The organism is Haloglomus salinum (assembly GCF_024298825.1).
Lineage (GTDB): Archaea > Halobacteriota > Halobacteria > Halobacteriales > Haloarculaceae > Haloglomus > Haloglomus salinum.
This window is the reverse complement of sequence record NZ_CP101153.1, coordinates 2,356,909-2,370,374: the sequence shown is the minus strand read 5'-3', so window position 1 is coordinate 2,370,374 and position 13,466 is coordinate 2,356,909. Positions and strand designations below refer to the sequence as shown.

Below are 13,466 nucleotides of genomic sequence, written 5' to 3'. Positions count from 1 at the left end.
TGATTCGAAGTACAGCGCAGTGCTAGACCGGGGTATCGACCCACTGCTGTTCGCGTACGTGGCCGCCTTCGGCGCCGCCGCGCTGGTCTGTTTCGCCAGCGTCGTCCGCGCACGGCGCATCACGGACCCGGAGACGCGCCGAGGGCTGGTCTGGTTGCTGTTCCTCAGCGGTGGCTGGGCCGCCAGCCACGTCGGATTCCTCCTCGCCCCCGACGACGGGCTGAAGATGGCCTTCTACCTCGTCGGGCTGGTCGTGGGGCTGGCGACGGTGGGCCCGTGGCTCTACTTCTGCTCGGCGTACACCGGCCGGACCCTCCACCGCGACCGCACCTACCGGCTGGTCGCGGTCGGCGCGTTCGTCCTCATCACGGTGGTGAAGCTGACCAATCCCCTCCACGGGCTGTACGTCACGCCGACGCCGGCCGCGACGCCGTTCCCACACCTGGCGGTCGAGCCGGAGGCGCTGCACTGGATAGTCGCGGGGCTCGCCTACGCACTGACGGCGTTCGGCGGGTTCGCGTTGCTCGACCGCTTCCGCCGGGCGGACGCCGACACCACGCCGCTGACGGTTCTCCTGTTCCTCGTCGGCCTGCCCATCGGGCTGGATCTGCTCGGCTACGCCACGCCGTTCCTCGTCGAGATCACCCACGAGCCGCTCGGCGTCGCCGTCTTCGCGGTCGGTACGCTGGTGCTGTACACCGAGCGGTTCGCGGCCGTCCGCCTCACGAGCGACGTCGACGACCCGGTCATCGTCCTCGACGACGCGAACCGTGTCCGGGACCACAACGAGCCGGCCGCGGCGGTGTTCCCGTCGCTGACGGGGAGCGCCGGCCAGCCGCTGGCCAGTTCCGTCCCGCAGCTCGCCGAGTACCTCGAGGCCGAGCCCATCGGCGGCGATGGCAGTGGCGGTGGCGACGGGAGCGGCAGTGGCAGTCCGAGCGGCCGCTCGGATGCCGACGATACCGGCCACTCCGATGCAGACAGCGACGACGACCCGGCAGCGGAGCCGTCCGTCCTCCCGGTATCGACCGACGAGGGGACCCGGTACTACCAGCCCTCGGCCACGCCGGTCGAACTCGGAGGGACCCGCTACGGCCGGCGCCTCGTGCTCGTCGACGTGACCGAGGCCGAGCAGCAGCGACGGGCGCTCGAGCGGCAGAACGAGCGCCTGGAGCGGTTCGGGAGCGCCGTCTCGCACGACCTCCGGAACCCGCTGAACGCCGCGAACGCGCAGCTCCAGGTCGCCCGCGAGCAACTCGACGGCGAGAACCGACATCTCGCGGCGGTCGCCGACGAGCAGGCCCGGATGGAGGCGATGATCGAGGACCTCCTGACGCTGGCCCGCGAGGGCCGGGACATCGGCGAGACGCAACCCGTCTCGCTGGAAGCGCTCGCCTCGGAGTGCTGGGCGCGGGTCGATGCCGGCGGCGAGGGATGCGACCTCGAAGTCGGTGGCGACCTCCGGTTCGAGGCCGACCCCGAGCGGCTCCGTCAGGTACTGGAGAACCTCTTCCGCAACGCCGTGGAGCACGGCGCCCCCGACGACGCCGTGGCGAGCGGGAGGAAAGCGGCACTGACGGTGCGCGTCGGCCCACTCGAGAACGGCGAGGGGTTCTACGTGGCCGACGACGGCACCGGTATCCCCGAGGGGCGCCGCGACCGCGTGTTCGAGACGGGCCACACGACCGCCGACGGCGGGACCGGCTTCGGCCTCGCCATCGTCCGGGAGATCGTCACCGCACACGGCTGGGACATCCGGGTCGTCGAGAGCGAGTGGGGCGGCGCCCGCTTCGAGGTCACCGGCGTCGTGCGCACCGACTGAGCCGCCGCTGCCGGAACGCCGCCAGCCCCGGGAGCCGCCGCCTGCCGGTGTCCGAAGCGCCACCGTCTGCCGCCCCCCGGGTCCGCGGATTCAAGACCGGCCGGGCCCAACTCCCGACCATGTACGCGGTCGTCGGGTGTTCGAACTGCGAGGCGCTGTGGGTCGTCGAGGGTCGGCCCGACACCACCTCCTGTCCGCGCTGTCAGAAACGCCACCAGCACAAGAAGCTCAAGAAGTTCGTCACCTGCGAGACGGCCGAGGCCGCCAAGGACGCGCGGTCGCGGCTGCTGGCGGAGCGTGGCGGGTTCGCGGAGGCGGCCGCCGAGTTGGATGCGTTCGAGCGCCTCGGCGAGACAGCGATGGAGTCGGGGATGAGCGACGACGAGTTCCTCGCCGCCGCCGGACTCGACGCCGACGAGGTACAGGCGGCCGGCGAGCGCGCCGAGTCCGGCCGGGAGCGGAATCTCTCGCGCGAGGCGGCCGTGCGGACGGCGCTCCGCGAACTCGACACGCCGAGCGAGGGCGCGGTCCGCGAGTTCGCCGCCGACCACGGCGTCCCCGGTGACTACGTCGCCCGGTTCCTCTCGAAACTGGAGCGGGCCGGCGAGGTGACGCGGACGGCCGACGGGGGGTATCGCCTGCTGTGAGCCCTGACGACGCCCACGAAGGGACAGCAGACGACGGCACGGAGTACGACGACCTCGGGCCCGAGAGGGGTCTCGGTGACGGACTCGCCCCCGACGGACTCGACGGCGTCACGCTCTCGGATTTCGACCCCGGCCCGCTCGTGACGGGGGCATTCGTCGGGCTCGCGGGCCTGCTGTTCCTGGTCCAGCCCGTGGTGCCGTTCGTCGAAATAGGGGCGCTCCGCGTGCGCCCGGTCGCGCTCTCGGCGCTCGCGCTCGCCGTGGGACTCTGGCTCGGCGCCGCGGTCTACCTCCGACGTGGGAAGCGGCTGGTGGGCGGCGCGCACGGCGTCGGCGCGGTCGGCTGGTCCGGCATCGTCCTCGGCACCGCGGCCGGGAACGGGACGGTACTACTGGTCTCCATCGTCGTGCTGGTGGTCGGGATGGTCGCACTCGCAGTGGAATCACGGCGGTACCGGTGAACACAGGGGTACCCGGGGACTCGGACCAGCTTCGAATCGCTCGTACTCCCGACCCGGTAGTGGCCAGCCGGTTCCGTGGTCAGGAAGCGCGCTCGCGCTCTTCCGTGGAGGGGACGAGGCGCACCGCTGCCGAGTCCCCGGAACACCACAGCGCGAGCGCGGGGAGGTGTTGGGGGACTAGCACTCCGCTGGAACCACCACGCGCATCGCTCGGCTGGAGATACAGCTCCTGGTGGAATCGAAGGGCGAACGCGCTCCGGGTACACTGACGACGCAAGCACCGCAGTGAGCAACGCGAGCGAGGCGCGCAGCGAGTCAGGGACCCGGAGCGCGTGAGGGCTTCGAAGATGTTTCCGTTACTTCCGAATTGAAGAAAACGCGCACTATTGCAAAAGTATACCCAGAATATCCAATCTACCTCCCAAGTTCCTCGTGAGCGCTCGCCAGATGTGACGAGGCCAGCGCCCCCAGCAGCGACAGTTCGCCCGCGAGTGCCCCCGTCGCAATTACCTCCGCGAGCGCGTCGGCGTTGGACCCGGCGGGGTCGCCGCCGCCCCGGACCCCCAGCACGTCCAGGGCCTCGGCCTGCGTCGGGAGCTTCGTCCCCCCGCCGACCGTACCCACCTCCAGCGACGCGAGCGTGACGCTGGCGTAGAGGGCCTCCTGCGTGCCGTCCTCGGTCTCCACCTCGCGCACGTCCGCGGTCGTGATGGCGTTGGAACCCTCGACGACCTGCGCGGCGTCCTGCCCGGTGGCGAGGAAGGCCGCCGCCACCGTATTGGCGGCGTGGGCGTTGAACCCGAGCGACCCCGCTTTGGCGCTCCCGACGAGGTTCTTGCGCGTGTTTGCCTCGGCGATGGCATCGGGGGTCGTCTTCAGGACGGACTGGACCGTCTCCGCGGGAATCACGACGTCCGCCGCCACGGTGCGGCCCCGGCCCTCGACGCTGTTGACGGCGGCCGGCTTCTTGTCCGAGCAGAGGTTGCCCGAGAGCGCCACCAGCGAGGCCGGCGTCTCGGCCTCCACCACGTCGCACGCCTCCTCGGTCGCGATGGTTGCCATGTTCATCCCCATCGCGTCCTTCGTGTCGTACGCGAACCGGAGGAAGACGTTGTCCCCGACGACGTAGGGCGTCACGTCCCGGAGTTCGCCGTGGCTCGTCGTCGACTCCGCGGCCTCGCGCAGCGCCGGCACGTTCGCCCGGACCCACGAGGACACCTCGGCGGCCTCGCCCACGTCGGCCACCCGGAAGACGGGCGCGCGGGTCATCGCGTTCTTCAGCACCCGCGCGGTCGCGCCGCCGCCCGCCCGGATGGCCGCACAGCCCCGGTTGACCGAGGCGACGAGCGCGCCCTCGGTCGTCGCGAGCGGGAGGTACTCGTCGCCCGACGCCGCCTCGCCGTCGACAGGGACGGGGCCGACGACACCCATCGGCACCTGTGCAGCGCCGACCATGTTCTCGATGTTGGCCTCGGCGTCGGCCGCGTCGAACGTGTACGCGCCGATGGCGCCGAGGTCGGCCGCGGTCTCGGCGGCGAGCAACTCCCGGCGGGCGGCCGCGGCGGTCGCGGCGTCGGCGTGCTCCTCCAGTTCGTACAGGCGCAGGTCGCCCTCGCGGACCCGCTCGGCCAGGTCGGCGGCCGTCTCGGCGTCGGCGTCCTCGGTCATGGCCGTCGGGTCGGGGCGTCCGCGCCTAAGGCTTCGGGTCCGTAGATGGTTCGGAACCGTCATCGATATCGGCGACGATGCCCACCAGTTCTCGAAAGCCCCCGACTGCTGCGGTCGCGCGACTCGCTGCGCTCCTCGTCGGCGCGCTCGCAGTACTCGCGCGCCGACTGCGGTGCTTGTGTCGTCGTGCTTCCCGCGGCAGCCGGCCCCTTTCAGTCCCGTCCTGTGGCTAGCTCGGCCGAGTATCCGCGCGTTCACCCCCGAACCACCAGCAGTACGGTGTTCGCCCGGCGGTCGGCGAACGGACTCCCGGCGGGGGGTTTCACCTCGAACTCCACGGTCCCCTCGGCCTGGTTCGTCCCCAGGTTCGGGTCGAGCCGGAGGCTGGCGGTCCCGTTGCGGTCGGTCTTCGCGACCCGTGGCCCGTCGAGGCGCGCGGAGCCGCTCCGGGCCACGACCGTCGCGTTCGCCACCCCGCCACCGTCGGGGTCCACCACGCGGACGGTCACGTTCGTCTCGCCTGGCGCCGTCACTTCGGGTTCTGGCGCGACGTCGAGTTCGGTCACGCCGAGCCCGGAGAGCCCGGAGACCATGTTCAGCATCACGCCGAGGCTGGCCACGCCCACCACCAGCGCGATGACCAGCCTGACCGGTAACCCCTCGATGCCGCGGTCGTCGTCCGCGAGTCGTCTCGGTCGCACGGGGCGGCTGGCGCGGAATCGTACTTCAATCTTCGTCGCAACCGGATTCCACATCTTCAAGCCCCGTCGCCTCTCGCTGCCGGCCATGCGCGAACGGCTCCGCCGGCTGGAACCCCTGTTCCTCATCGCCGCCGGCGGGTTCGTCGGGGCCGCGCTCCGGTTCGCCGTCGCCGAGGCCCTTCCCTCGTCGGCGCTCCCGTGGGGCACGCTCGCGGCCAACGTCGCCGGCGCCTTCCTCCTGAGCATCCTCCTGTACGAGAACCGGTTCGTCGGTGCGCTGAGCCCGGAAACGCGGCTCGTCGTCGGTACCGGCTTCTGCTCGTCGTTCACGACCTACTCCACGTTCGCCGTCGAGACGGCCGCGCTCGCCGGGCTCCCCGGCGTCGCCACGGGTGCCAGCCTTCCGCTGCTCGCGGTTGCGAACGTCGCGGTGAACTACGTGCTCGGATTCGCCGCCATCGGTCTCGGGCAGGTCGTCGCCCGGGTGCTAGCATGACCGACCCGACGCTGCTCGTGGGGCTGGGGGGCGTGGCCGGCGCGCTCGCGCGCCACCTCGTCGGCGAGCGCGTCGAGGAGGCAACCTACGACACGCTCGCGGTGAACGTGCTGGGGTCGTTCGTGCTGGGGATGCTCGTGGCTGCGCCCGTCGGGAGCGACCTGCTGTTGCTGGCGGGGACGGGCTTCTGTGGCGCGTTCACGACGTTCTCCTCGTTCGCGTACGAGACGGTGCGGCTGGCCGAGTCCGGGCGCGTGCAGCGGGCGGTGCTGAACGCGACAGTGAACCTGGTCGGCGCGCTGGCGGCCGTCGGGCTGGGGGCACTGGTGGCGGGGGCGGTCTGACCGCGACCGGGCCCAATCTATACGGTCCAGCCACCCGCACTCCACCCGATGCTCTCGCTCGCGGACGCCGAACTCGTCGACCTGAGTATCGGCCTGGAACCGGGGGCGGCCAGCGAGCCCTGGCCTCCCGACGTGGAGTACTTCGACCACGACCAGGGCGCGCAGCTGCTCTCCGAGAACCTGCAGGGCCTCGGCTTCGACGTCGACGCCGAGGACTTCCCCGACGAACAGGGCCTCGCCTGGGAAGAGGTCCACGCAATCCCGCACACGGGCACGCACCTCGACGCGCCGTGGCACTACGGTCCCGAATCCGGCGGCGGACCCGCTCGGACCATCGACGAGGTCCCGCTGGAGTGGTGCCGCGGGAACGCGGTGGTACTCGACGTTCGGGAGATGGACCCCGGTGCCGAGATAACGCCCGACGACATCGACGCCCGGCTCGACGCCCTGGACCACGAGCTGAGCGCGGGCGAACTCGTCTTCCTCCAGACGGGTGCCGACGAGTTGTGGGGCGAGGCCGAGTACCTGCAGCAGTTCCCGGGGATGGGCGCCGCCGCCACGAAACACCTCGTCGAGCAGGGCGTGCGGGTCATCGGTACCGACGCGTACGGCTTCGACAAGCCGTTCGCCGAGATGGGTCGCCGGTTCGCCGACTCGGATGAGAACGAGGAGCTGTGGCCCGCACACTTCGCCGGCCGTGACGTGGAGTACTGTCAGATAGAGAAGATGGCGAACCTCGACCGACTTCCCCGGAAGACGGACGTGCCGGTGGTCTGCTTCCCCATCTCCATCGAGGGCGCCTCCGCCGGCTGGGTGCGGCCGGTCGCGATGTTCGAGCCCGAGACGCTCCCCGATGGTGGGGACGCACTCGCGGCCGACGGAGGTGTTCGGGCATGAGACTCGCCACCATCGAGGTCGCGACGCCGGTCGGCCACGAGTGCCGGGTCTGTGTCCGCGACGAGGCCCGTGAGGCAGAGGAGGCGGGCGCGCTCGTCGACGTGACGAGCGGGTACACGTGGCTGCTGGAACGCGACGGCGAGCCGGCCGCCCGGGACCGCGCTGCTGCCGTGACGCCACCGGAGATGCGCGAGTTCCTCCGGCGTGGTGACCGGGCGATCGACGCCGCACGCGAGGCACTCGACGGCGTGCCTGCTCCCGGGGACACCGACCGCGGCGAGTTCGTCCGCACCGAGGACGGTGCCCGGGTCCGATTCTCGCCCACGGAGGACGGCGTCGAACTGCTCGCGCCCATCCCCCGGCCCAACACCATCCGCGATTTCATGGCCTACGAGGAGCACGTCCGCAACACGCTGGGCGAGCCGCCCGAGGTCTGGTTCGACATCCCCGTCTGCTACAAGGGGAACCCGGACACCGTGGTCGGACCCGGAGCGGAGGTCGAGTGGCCCGACTACTCGAACCTCTGGGACTACGAACTCGAACTCGCCGCGGTGGTCGGCAAACGTGGCACCGATGTCGACCCCGACGAGGCCGAGAGGTACATCGCGGGCTACACCGTCTTCAACGACTTCTCCGCGCGCGACACGCAGGGCGAGGAGATGGACGCCAACCTCGGCCCGGCGAAGGGGAAGGACTTCGCGAACGCGCTCGGGCCGTATCTCGTCACGGCGGACGCGTTCGACCCGACCGAGGCGACGATGACCGCCGAGGTCGACGGCGAGACGTGGTCGGAGGGGACCCCCGGCGAGATGCACCACTCCTTCGCCGACATCGTTGCACACGTCTCGGACGGCGAACCGCTCCATCCCGGTGACGTGCTCGGGTCGGGAACAGTCGGGGAGGGCTGCGGGCTCGAACTCGGGCAGTTCCTCGAGGACGGCGCAACCGTGGCGCTCGAAGTGGAAGGTATCGGTCGGCTGGAGAACACGGTCGTCAGCGCCGACAGCGGCGGGTAAGCGGGCGTTCGGTCAGTTCTCGGAGAGCTTGCGGAAGGCGACCTCGAAGTCGTCGTCGGTCAGCTCCATGGCGGTCCGGTCGAGTTCGGCCTGGAGTTCCTCGATCTCGGCCTCCAGCTTCTGGTACTCCTGGCTGTTCGAGAGCTCCTCCTCGCTCTTCTGGGTCACCAGTGCGGCGCGTTTCGACACCAGCGCGTAGAGGTCGCGGAGCTGGTTGTCGTACTCCACCCGCGATAACAGGTTCTGGACCGCCTCCAGCAGCTCGTCGCGCAGGATGGGCTTGACGAGGTAGTCGTCGAACCCCATCTCGATGATATCGAAGTCCGGCTCGACGGCGGTCACCATCGCGACCTGGCAGTCGTGGCCGGTCTCCCGGATGTGCTCGAGCACCTCGTCTCCGGACATCTCCGGCATCAGCCGGTCGATGAGTGCCACGTCCACGTCCTCGTCGAACGCCTCGATGGCTTCCTTCCCACCGTATGCCACCCGGGTCTCGTACCCCTCGTCGAGCCACGCGGCGTAGAGGTCCGTCAGGTCCGGTTCGTCGTCGACTACCAGAACCGTCCGTTCGCCGTCGCTCGCGGTCATCGCTCACCCCCACGCGCCGCTCGACCTCGGGCGCCGGTCACCGGGTCCCGTCGATGCCGGGCGTTGTCGGTCATCACCACACCTACCGTATAGACTCAGGAATCTTATAATTGTGGCCGTGGCATCACTCCTGGTAAACGAGGTCTCACCCTCGGTCAGTCGCGCTCCGTCCTCCTATGGGAGGTTCTCGTCGAAGCGGAACTCTGCGGCGTCGTTGATGCTCGGGTGGTCGGTCTCGGCTGGCTCCACTCGGAGATACGTGCTCTTCGAGCCGACCTGCGCGAACGGGACCCAGTACAGGGTTCCTAACTCCTCACAGCGGACAGCGAACGCGTCGACTTCCTGGTCGGTGTAGTCGGCTACCGTGGGTTCGCCGTCACGAGTCGTCTTCGACCCGGTCTTGAACCGGACTCGACCGCGTTCGAGCCACCCCGTCTTGACCTGGAGCCGGTACAACTCGGTGCCGGTCCTGTTCGAGCAGGTCGTACGGGTCGTTGTCCCGAACGGAATCGCTACGGAGTAGCCGCGATCGACGAGTTCGGCGAGCACGACTGCTTCTGAGCCGTCGCCGACCTGTTTCGCACTCATACCGCACCTCCCCGCCCGTTGATACACGAATCTATGGTCGGTCTCGGAGCTGGGCGCTCGAAGGTAATCAGTGAAAGGACAGCGCCCGGAGCGGGATTTGAACCCGCGTCACGACCGTGACAGGGTCGTATGATGGGCCACTACACCATCCGGGCACGCAATTCCTCGTAGCCCGGTTTTGCACATAAGGCTTTCCAAGACAGGACCGAGTCGTCCCGTGATACCGCGGCACACCGGTGGGATGTGTACGTGACACGTGCCCGCCGCATCACACTTCCGGAGGTCGGCGCCGTGAATCAGCGCGTGGTGAGGTGTGGGGTGTGTTCGCAGCGTCGTCATGTTTTTAGTAGTCACGTACGTTACTGAGAGCATACGCCGCCCCTCGCGGGGGGCATCCGGCCGGTGGCCCGCTCGGGCCGGGCCGGTGACGCGTAGCGGTAGCCGTCGCGTTCAGCAACGCTTATTGCCGCCCCGCTAGTAACCGGCTGTAGTATCTCGTGACCGTGTTCTCAACCGCCCACCCATGGTAGACGTAACCGACCACGAACTCGTTCCAGAGCACGAGCTCCTCGAGGAGGATGTCCTCGAGGGGGTGCTCGAAGAGTACGACATCGACCGCACCGACCTGCCGAAGATCAAGCGTCGCGACCCCGCGACCCCGGACGGCGCCCAGCCGGGGGACGTGGTGAAGGTGACACGCGACTCCCGGACCACTGACCAGGCCATCGTCTATCGACTGGTGGTAGAATGAGTATGGACAGAGAGACCCGTCGGACGATATCGCGACAGTACTTCTCCCGTGAACGCCTGGCCGAGCATCACTTCCGCTCGTTCAACGCGTTCCTCGGCAGCGGGATGCAAGAGGTAGTCGACGAGAAGGAGAGCATCGAGACCGATATCGGCGACAAGGAGGGGCAAGAGCCCGTCCGCGTCGACCTCGGTAACGTCCGCATCACGACACCACGCGTGCGTGAGGCCGACGGCTCCGAGGAACTGCTCTACCCGCAGGAGGCCCGCCTCCGCAACATCACCTACTCCGCGCCGGTGTTCATGGAGATGACCATCGTGCGCGGAGGCGAGGAGGAAGAAGAGCACATCGTCGACCAGTCCGAGACGAAGGTCGGCCGGATGCCGATAATGATCGGCTCCGACAAGTGTAACATCGCAGACTTCAGCCACGAGGAGCTCATCGAGATCGGCGAGGACCCCGCCGACCCCGGCGGCTACTTCATCGTCAACGGCTCCGAGCGTGTGCTGATGACGAGCGAGGACCTCGCGCCGAACAAGATTCTCGCGGAGTACGACTCGAAGTACGGCGACGAGATCCAGGTCGCGAAGACGTTCAGCCAGCGCCGAGGCTACCGCGCGCTGGTGCTCTGTGAGCGCAACCGCGAGGGGCTGCTCGAGGTATCCTTCCCGTCGGTCTCGGGGAGCATCAACTTCGTCACGCTCGTTCGCGCGCTCGGCCTCGAATCCGACGAGGAGATCGTCCACCGGGTCAGCGACGACCCGGAGGTGGTGAAGTTCATGCTGGAGAACCTCGAAGCGGCGGAGGTCGAGACGACCGAGGAGGCCATCGAGAAGCTGGGCAAGCGCGTCGCCAGTGGCCAGGGGAAGAACTACCAGCTCAAGCGGGCCAACTACGTCATCGACCGCTACCTCCTGCCGCACCTCCACGAGGAGGGGGTCGAGGAGGAGGAGGTCCGCATCAACAAGTCCTACTACCTCTGCCGGATGGCCGAGGCGTGTTTCGAACTCGCGCTCGGGCGGCGTGACTCGGACGACAAGGACCACTACGCGAACAAGCGCCTCAAGGTGAGCGGCGACCTGATGAAGGACCTGTTCCGGACGGCACTCAACAAGCTGGCACGCGACGTGAAGTACCAGCTCGAGCGCGCCAACATGCGGAACCGGAACCTCTCGGTCTCCACCGTGGTCCGCTCTGACGTGTTGACCGAGCGCCTCGAGCACCCCATCGCGACGGGGAACTGGGTCGGTGGGCGCTCGGGCGTGAGCCAGCTGGTCGACCGGACGGACTACATGGGTGTCCTGAGCCACCTGCGGCGACTCCGCTCGCCGCTGAGCCGCTCGCAGCCCCACTTCGAGGCGCGTGACCTGCACGCCACCCAGTGGGGGCGCATCTGTCCCTCCGAGACGCCGGAGGGGCCGAACTGTGGGCTGGTGAAGAACTTCGCCCAGGCGATGGAGCTGAGCCAGAACGTGGAGGACGAGATCGAGCTCAAGCGCGAGCTCGCGACCATGGGCGTCGAGGGCATCCCCGGCGTCGAGACGCCGGGCACCCAGCCCGCGGACGACTGACACGGATGGAGCACACGAGCACGGTGGCGGCAGCGCACCCGAACACACGGCACACGCGGCACACAACCACGATATGAGTCAGGGACGAGAAGCCAAGGTCTACGTGAACGGCAGTCTGGTCGGAACGCACCCCGAGCCCCGGGCACTCGCGGACAACATCCGCGAGGCCCGTCGGCGCGGCGAGATAAGCGACATGGTCAACGTCTCCGTCAAGGGACGCACCAACGAGGTCATCGTCAACGCGGACGCCGGCCGGGCCCGGCGCCCGCTGCTGGTCATCGAGGACGGCGAGCCCCTCGCCACCCAGGAGGAGGTCGAGGCGCTGAAGCAGGGCGAACTCGAGTTCGAGGACCTCGTCGACCGGGGCTACGTCGAGTTCATCGACGCCGAGGAGGAAGAAGACATCTACGTCGCCGTCGACGAGACGGACCTCACCGAGAAACACACCCACCTCGAAATCGACCCGCAGCTCATCTTCGGCATCGGCGCCGGGATGATTCCCTACCCGGAGCACAACGCCTCGCCCCGCATCACGATGGGCTCGGGGATGATCAAGCAGTCGCTCGGCCTGCCGAGCGCGAACTACCGCATCCGGCCGGACACGCGCCAGCACCTCCTGCACTACCCGCAGCTCTCGCTGGTCAAGACCCAGACGACCGAGCAAATCGGCTACGACGAGCGCCCGGCCGCACAGAACTTCGTCGTCGCGGTCATGTCCTACGAGGGGTTCAACATCGAGGACGCGCTCGTCCTGAACAAGGGCAGCGTCGACCGCGCACTCGCGCGCTCGCACTTCTTCCGGACCTACGAGGGCGAGGAGCGACGCTACCCCGGCGGCCAGGAGGACCGCTTCGAGATTCCCGACGACGAGGTGCGCGGCGCTCGCGGTGAGGACGCCTACACCCACCTCGACGAGGACGGCCTCGTCAACCCCGAGACCGACGTCGGCGAGAACGACGTCCTCCTGGGCAAGACCTCCCCGCCGCGGTTCCTCGAAGAGCCCGACGACATGGGCGGACTCAGCCCGCAGAAACGCCGCGAGACCTCCGTCACCATGCGCTCGGGCGAGAGCGGCGTCGTCGACACGGTCACGCTGATGGAGGGCGAGGACGGCTCGAAGCTGTCGAAGGTCTCCGTGCGCGACGAGCGCATCCCGGAGATGGGCGACAAGTTCGCGTCGCGGCACGGCCAGAAGGGTGTCGTCGGCCACATCGCACCGCAGGAGGACATGCCGTTCACCCAGGAGGGTGTGGTGCCGGACCTCATCATCAACCCGCACGCGCTGCCCTCCCGGATGACGGTCGGCCACGTGCTGGAGATGCTGGGCGGCAAGGTCGGCTCGCTGGAAGGGCGCCGTGTCGACGGCACCGCCTTCACGGGCGAGGACGAGGACGAACTCCGCGAGGCGCTCGTCGACCGCGGCTTCAAGGACTCCGGGAAGGAGGTCATGTACTCCGGGGTCACGGGCGAGCGTATCGAGGCCGAGATCTTCGTCGGGACCATCTTCTACCAGAAGCTCTACCACATGGTCTCGAACAAGATCCACGCCCGCTCGCGCGGCCCGGTGCAGGTGCTGACCCGCCAGCCCACGGAGGGGCGTGCCCGCGAGGGTGGCCTCCGTGTCGGGGAGATGGAGCGCGACGTGCTCATCGGGCACGGCGCGGCCCTCGCCCTGAAGGAGCGGCTGCTGGACGAGTCCGACCGCGAGGAGATCTACGTCTGTGCCCAGTGTGGCATGACGGCGGTCGAGAACGTCGAGCAGCGCCGTGTCTACTGCCCCAACTGCGGCGAGGAGACGGACGTCCACGAGGTGGAGATGAGCTACGCGTTCAAGCTCCTCCTCGACGAGATGAAGGCGCTCGGCATCGCCCCGCGCGTCGAACTGGCGGACGCGGTCTAACCACGCTCTACCCCACCCA

General features: G+C 68.9%; 14 protein-coding genes and 1 tRNA gene. 10 read left to right on the top strand and 5 right to left on the bottom strand.

Annotated features, from left to right (window positions below):
- The first annotated feature begins 19 nt into the window (after nt 1-19).
- The 3 genes from NL115_RS11320 (at nt 20) to NL115_RS11310 (ending at nt 2,930) form a co-directional block, all read left to right on the top strand.
- Nucleotides 20-1,822: a sensor histidine kinase gene (locus tag NL115_RS11320; protein WP_254829477.1), complete on the top strand. Its 1,803-nt coding sequence runs from the start codon at nt 20-22 to the stop codon at nt 1,820-1,822.
- 119 nt (nt 1,823-1,941) lie between these two features.
- On the top strand, nt 1,942-2,469 hold the full coding sequence (locus NL115_RS11315) for a DUF5817 domain-containing protein (RefSeq protein WP_254829476.1): 528 nt from the start codon (nt 1,942-1,944) through the stop codon (nt 2,467-2,469).
- Complete coding sequence (locus NL115_RS11310) at nt 2,466-2,930, top strand: hypothetical protein (RefSeq protein WP_254829475.1); 465 nt, start codon at nt 2,466-2,468, stop codon at nt 2,928-2,930. Before NL115_RS11315 ends, NL115_RS11310 begins: the two co-directional genes overlap by 4 nt.
- A 414-nt stretch (nt 2,931-3,344) precedes the next feature.
- Here NL115_RS11310 and hmgA read toward each other — a convergent pair whose 3' ends face one another.
- Nucleotides 3,345-4,598 (bottom strand): hydroxymethylglutaryl-CoA reductase (NADPH), encoded by a 1,254-nt coding sequence (gene hmgA, locus NL115_RS11305; protein ID WP_254829474.1) that lies wholly within the window; start codon nt 4,596-4,598, stop codon nt 3,345-3,347.
- Nucleotides 4,599-4,852: 254 nt separating this feature from the next.
- Nucleotides 4,853-5,353, bottom strand: coding sequence for a DUF7382 domain-containing protein (locus tag NL115_RS11300; RefSeq protein WP_434083995.1), 501 nt, complete (start codon nt 5,351-5,353; stop codon nt 4,853-4,855).
- A 31-nt stretch (nt 5,354-5,384) separates the two neighbouring features.
- On the opposite strand from NL115_RS11300, the gene NL115_RS11295 reads away from it, so the two are divergent.
- The 4 genes from NL115_RS11295 to NL115_RS11280 are packed head-to-tail and all read left to right on the top strand — an operon-like array spanning nt 5,385 to nt 8,052.
- Complete coding sequence (locus NL115_RS11295) at nt 5,385-5,795, top strand: fluoride efflux transporter FluC (RefSeq protein ID WP_254829472.1); 411 nt, start codon at nt 5,385-5,387, stop codon at nt 5,793-5,795.
- Nucleotides 5,792-6,139, top strand: a complete 348-nt coding sequence (gene crcB / locus NL115_RS11290; RefSeq protein WP_254829471.1) for a fluoride efflux transporter CrcB — start codon at nt 5,792-5,794, stop codon at nt 6,137-6,139. The genes NL115_RS11295 and crcB overlap by 4 nt, the downstream gene beginning before the upstream one ends.
- Nucleotides 6,140-6,187: 48 nt before the next feature.
- Nucleotides 6,188-7,036, top strand: a complete 849-nt coding sequence (locus NL115_RS11285; RefSeq protein ID WP_254829470.1) for a cyclase family protein — start codon at nt 6,188-6,190, stop codon at nt 7,034-7,036.
- A complete protein-coding gene (locus NL115_RS11280) occupies nt 7,033-8,052 on the top strand; it encodes a fumarylacetoacetate hydrolase family protein (protein ID WP_254829469.1) in 1,020 nt (339 codons plus the stop codon). Before NL115_RS11285 ends, NL115_RS11280 begins: the two co-directional genes overlap by 4 nt.
- 12 nt (nt 8,053-8,064) lie before the next feature.
- Here the strand turns inward: NL115_RS11280 and NL115_RS11275 are convergent, their stop codons facing one another.
- The 3 genes from NL115_RS11275 to NL115_RS11265 all read right to left on the bottom strand — a co-directional run bounded on the left by NL115_RS11275 (nt 8,065) and on the right by NL115_RS11265 (nt 9,383).
- Nucleotides 8,065-8,640 (bottom strand): response regulator transcription factor, encoded by a 576-nt coding sequence (locus tag NL115_RS11275; RefSeq protein WP_254829468.1) that lies wholly within the window; start codon nt 8,638-8,640, stop codon nt 8,065-8,067.
- 174 nt (nt 8,641-8,814) lie between these two features.
- A complete protein-coding gene (locus tag NL115_RS11270; RefSeq protein WP_254829467.1) occupies nt 8,815-9,228 on the bottom strand; it encodes a group I intron-associated PD-(D/E)XK endonuclease in 414 nt (137 codons plus the stop codon).
- Nucleotides 9,229-9,310: 82 nt separating this feature from the next.
- Nucleotides 9,311-9,383: transfer RNA gene (locus tag NL115_RS11265), tRNA-Asp, on the bottom strand.
- 368 nt (nt 9,384-9,751) lie between these two features.
- Between NL115_RS11265 and NL115_RS11260 the strand changes: the two genes are divergently transcribed.
- From NL115_RS11260 to rpoB, 3 genes are all read left to right on the top strand, one after another.
- Nucleotides 9,752-9,979, top strand: coding sequence for a DNA-directed RNA polymerase subunit H (locus NL115_RS11260; protein WP_254829466.1), 228 nt, complete (start codon nt 9,752-9,754; stop codon nt 9,977-9,979).
- Nucleotides 9,980-9,981: 2 nt separating this feature from the next.
- Nucleotides 9,982-11,547, top strand: coding sequence for a DNA-directed RNA polymerase subunit B'' (locus tag NL115_RS11255; RefSeq protein WP_254829465.1), 1,566 nt, complete (start codon nt 9,982-9,984; stop codon nt 11,545-11,547).
- 73 nt (nt 11,548-11,620) lie between these two features.
- Nucleotides 11,621-13,447 (top strand): DNA-directed RNA polymerase subunit B, encoded by a 1,827-nt coding sequence (gene rpoB, locus NL115_RS11250; RefSeq protein WP_254829464.1) that lies wholly within the window; start codon nt 11,621-11,623, stop codon nt 13,445-13,447.
- Nucleotides 13,448-13,466: the final 19 nt, after the last annotated feature.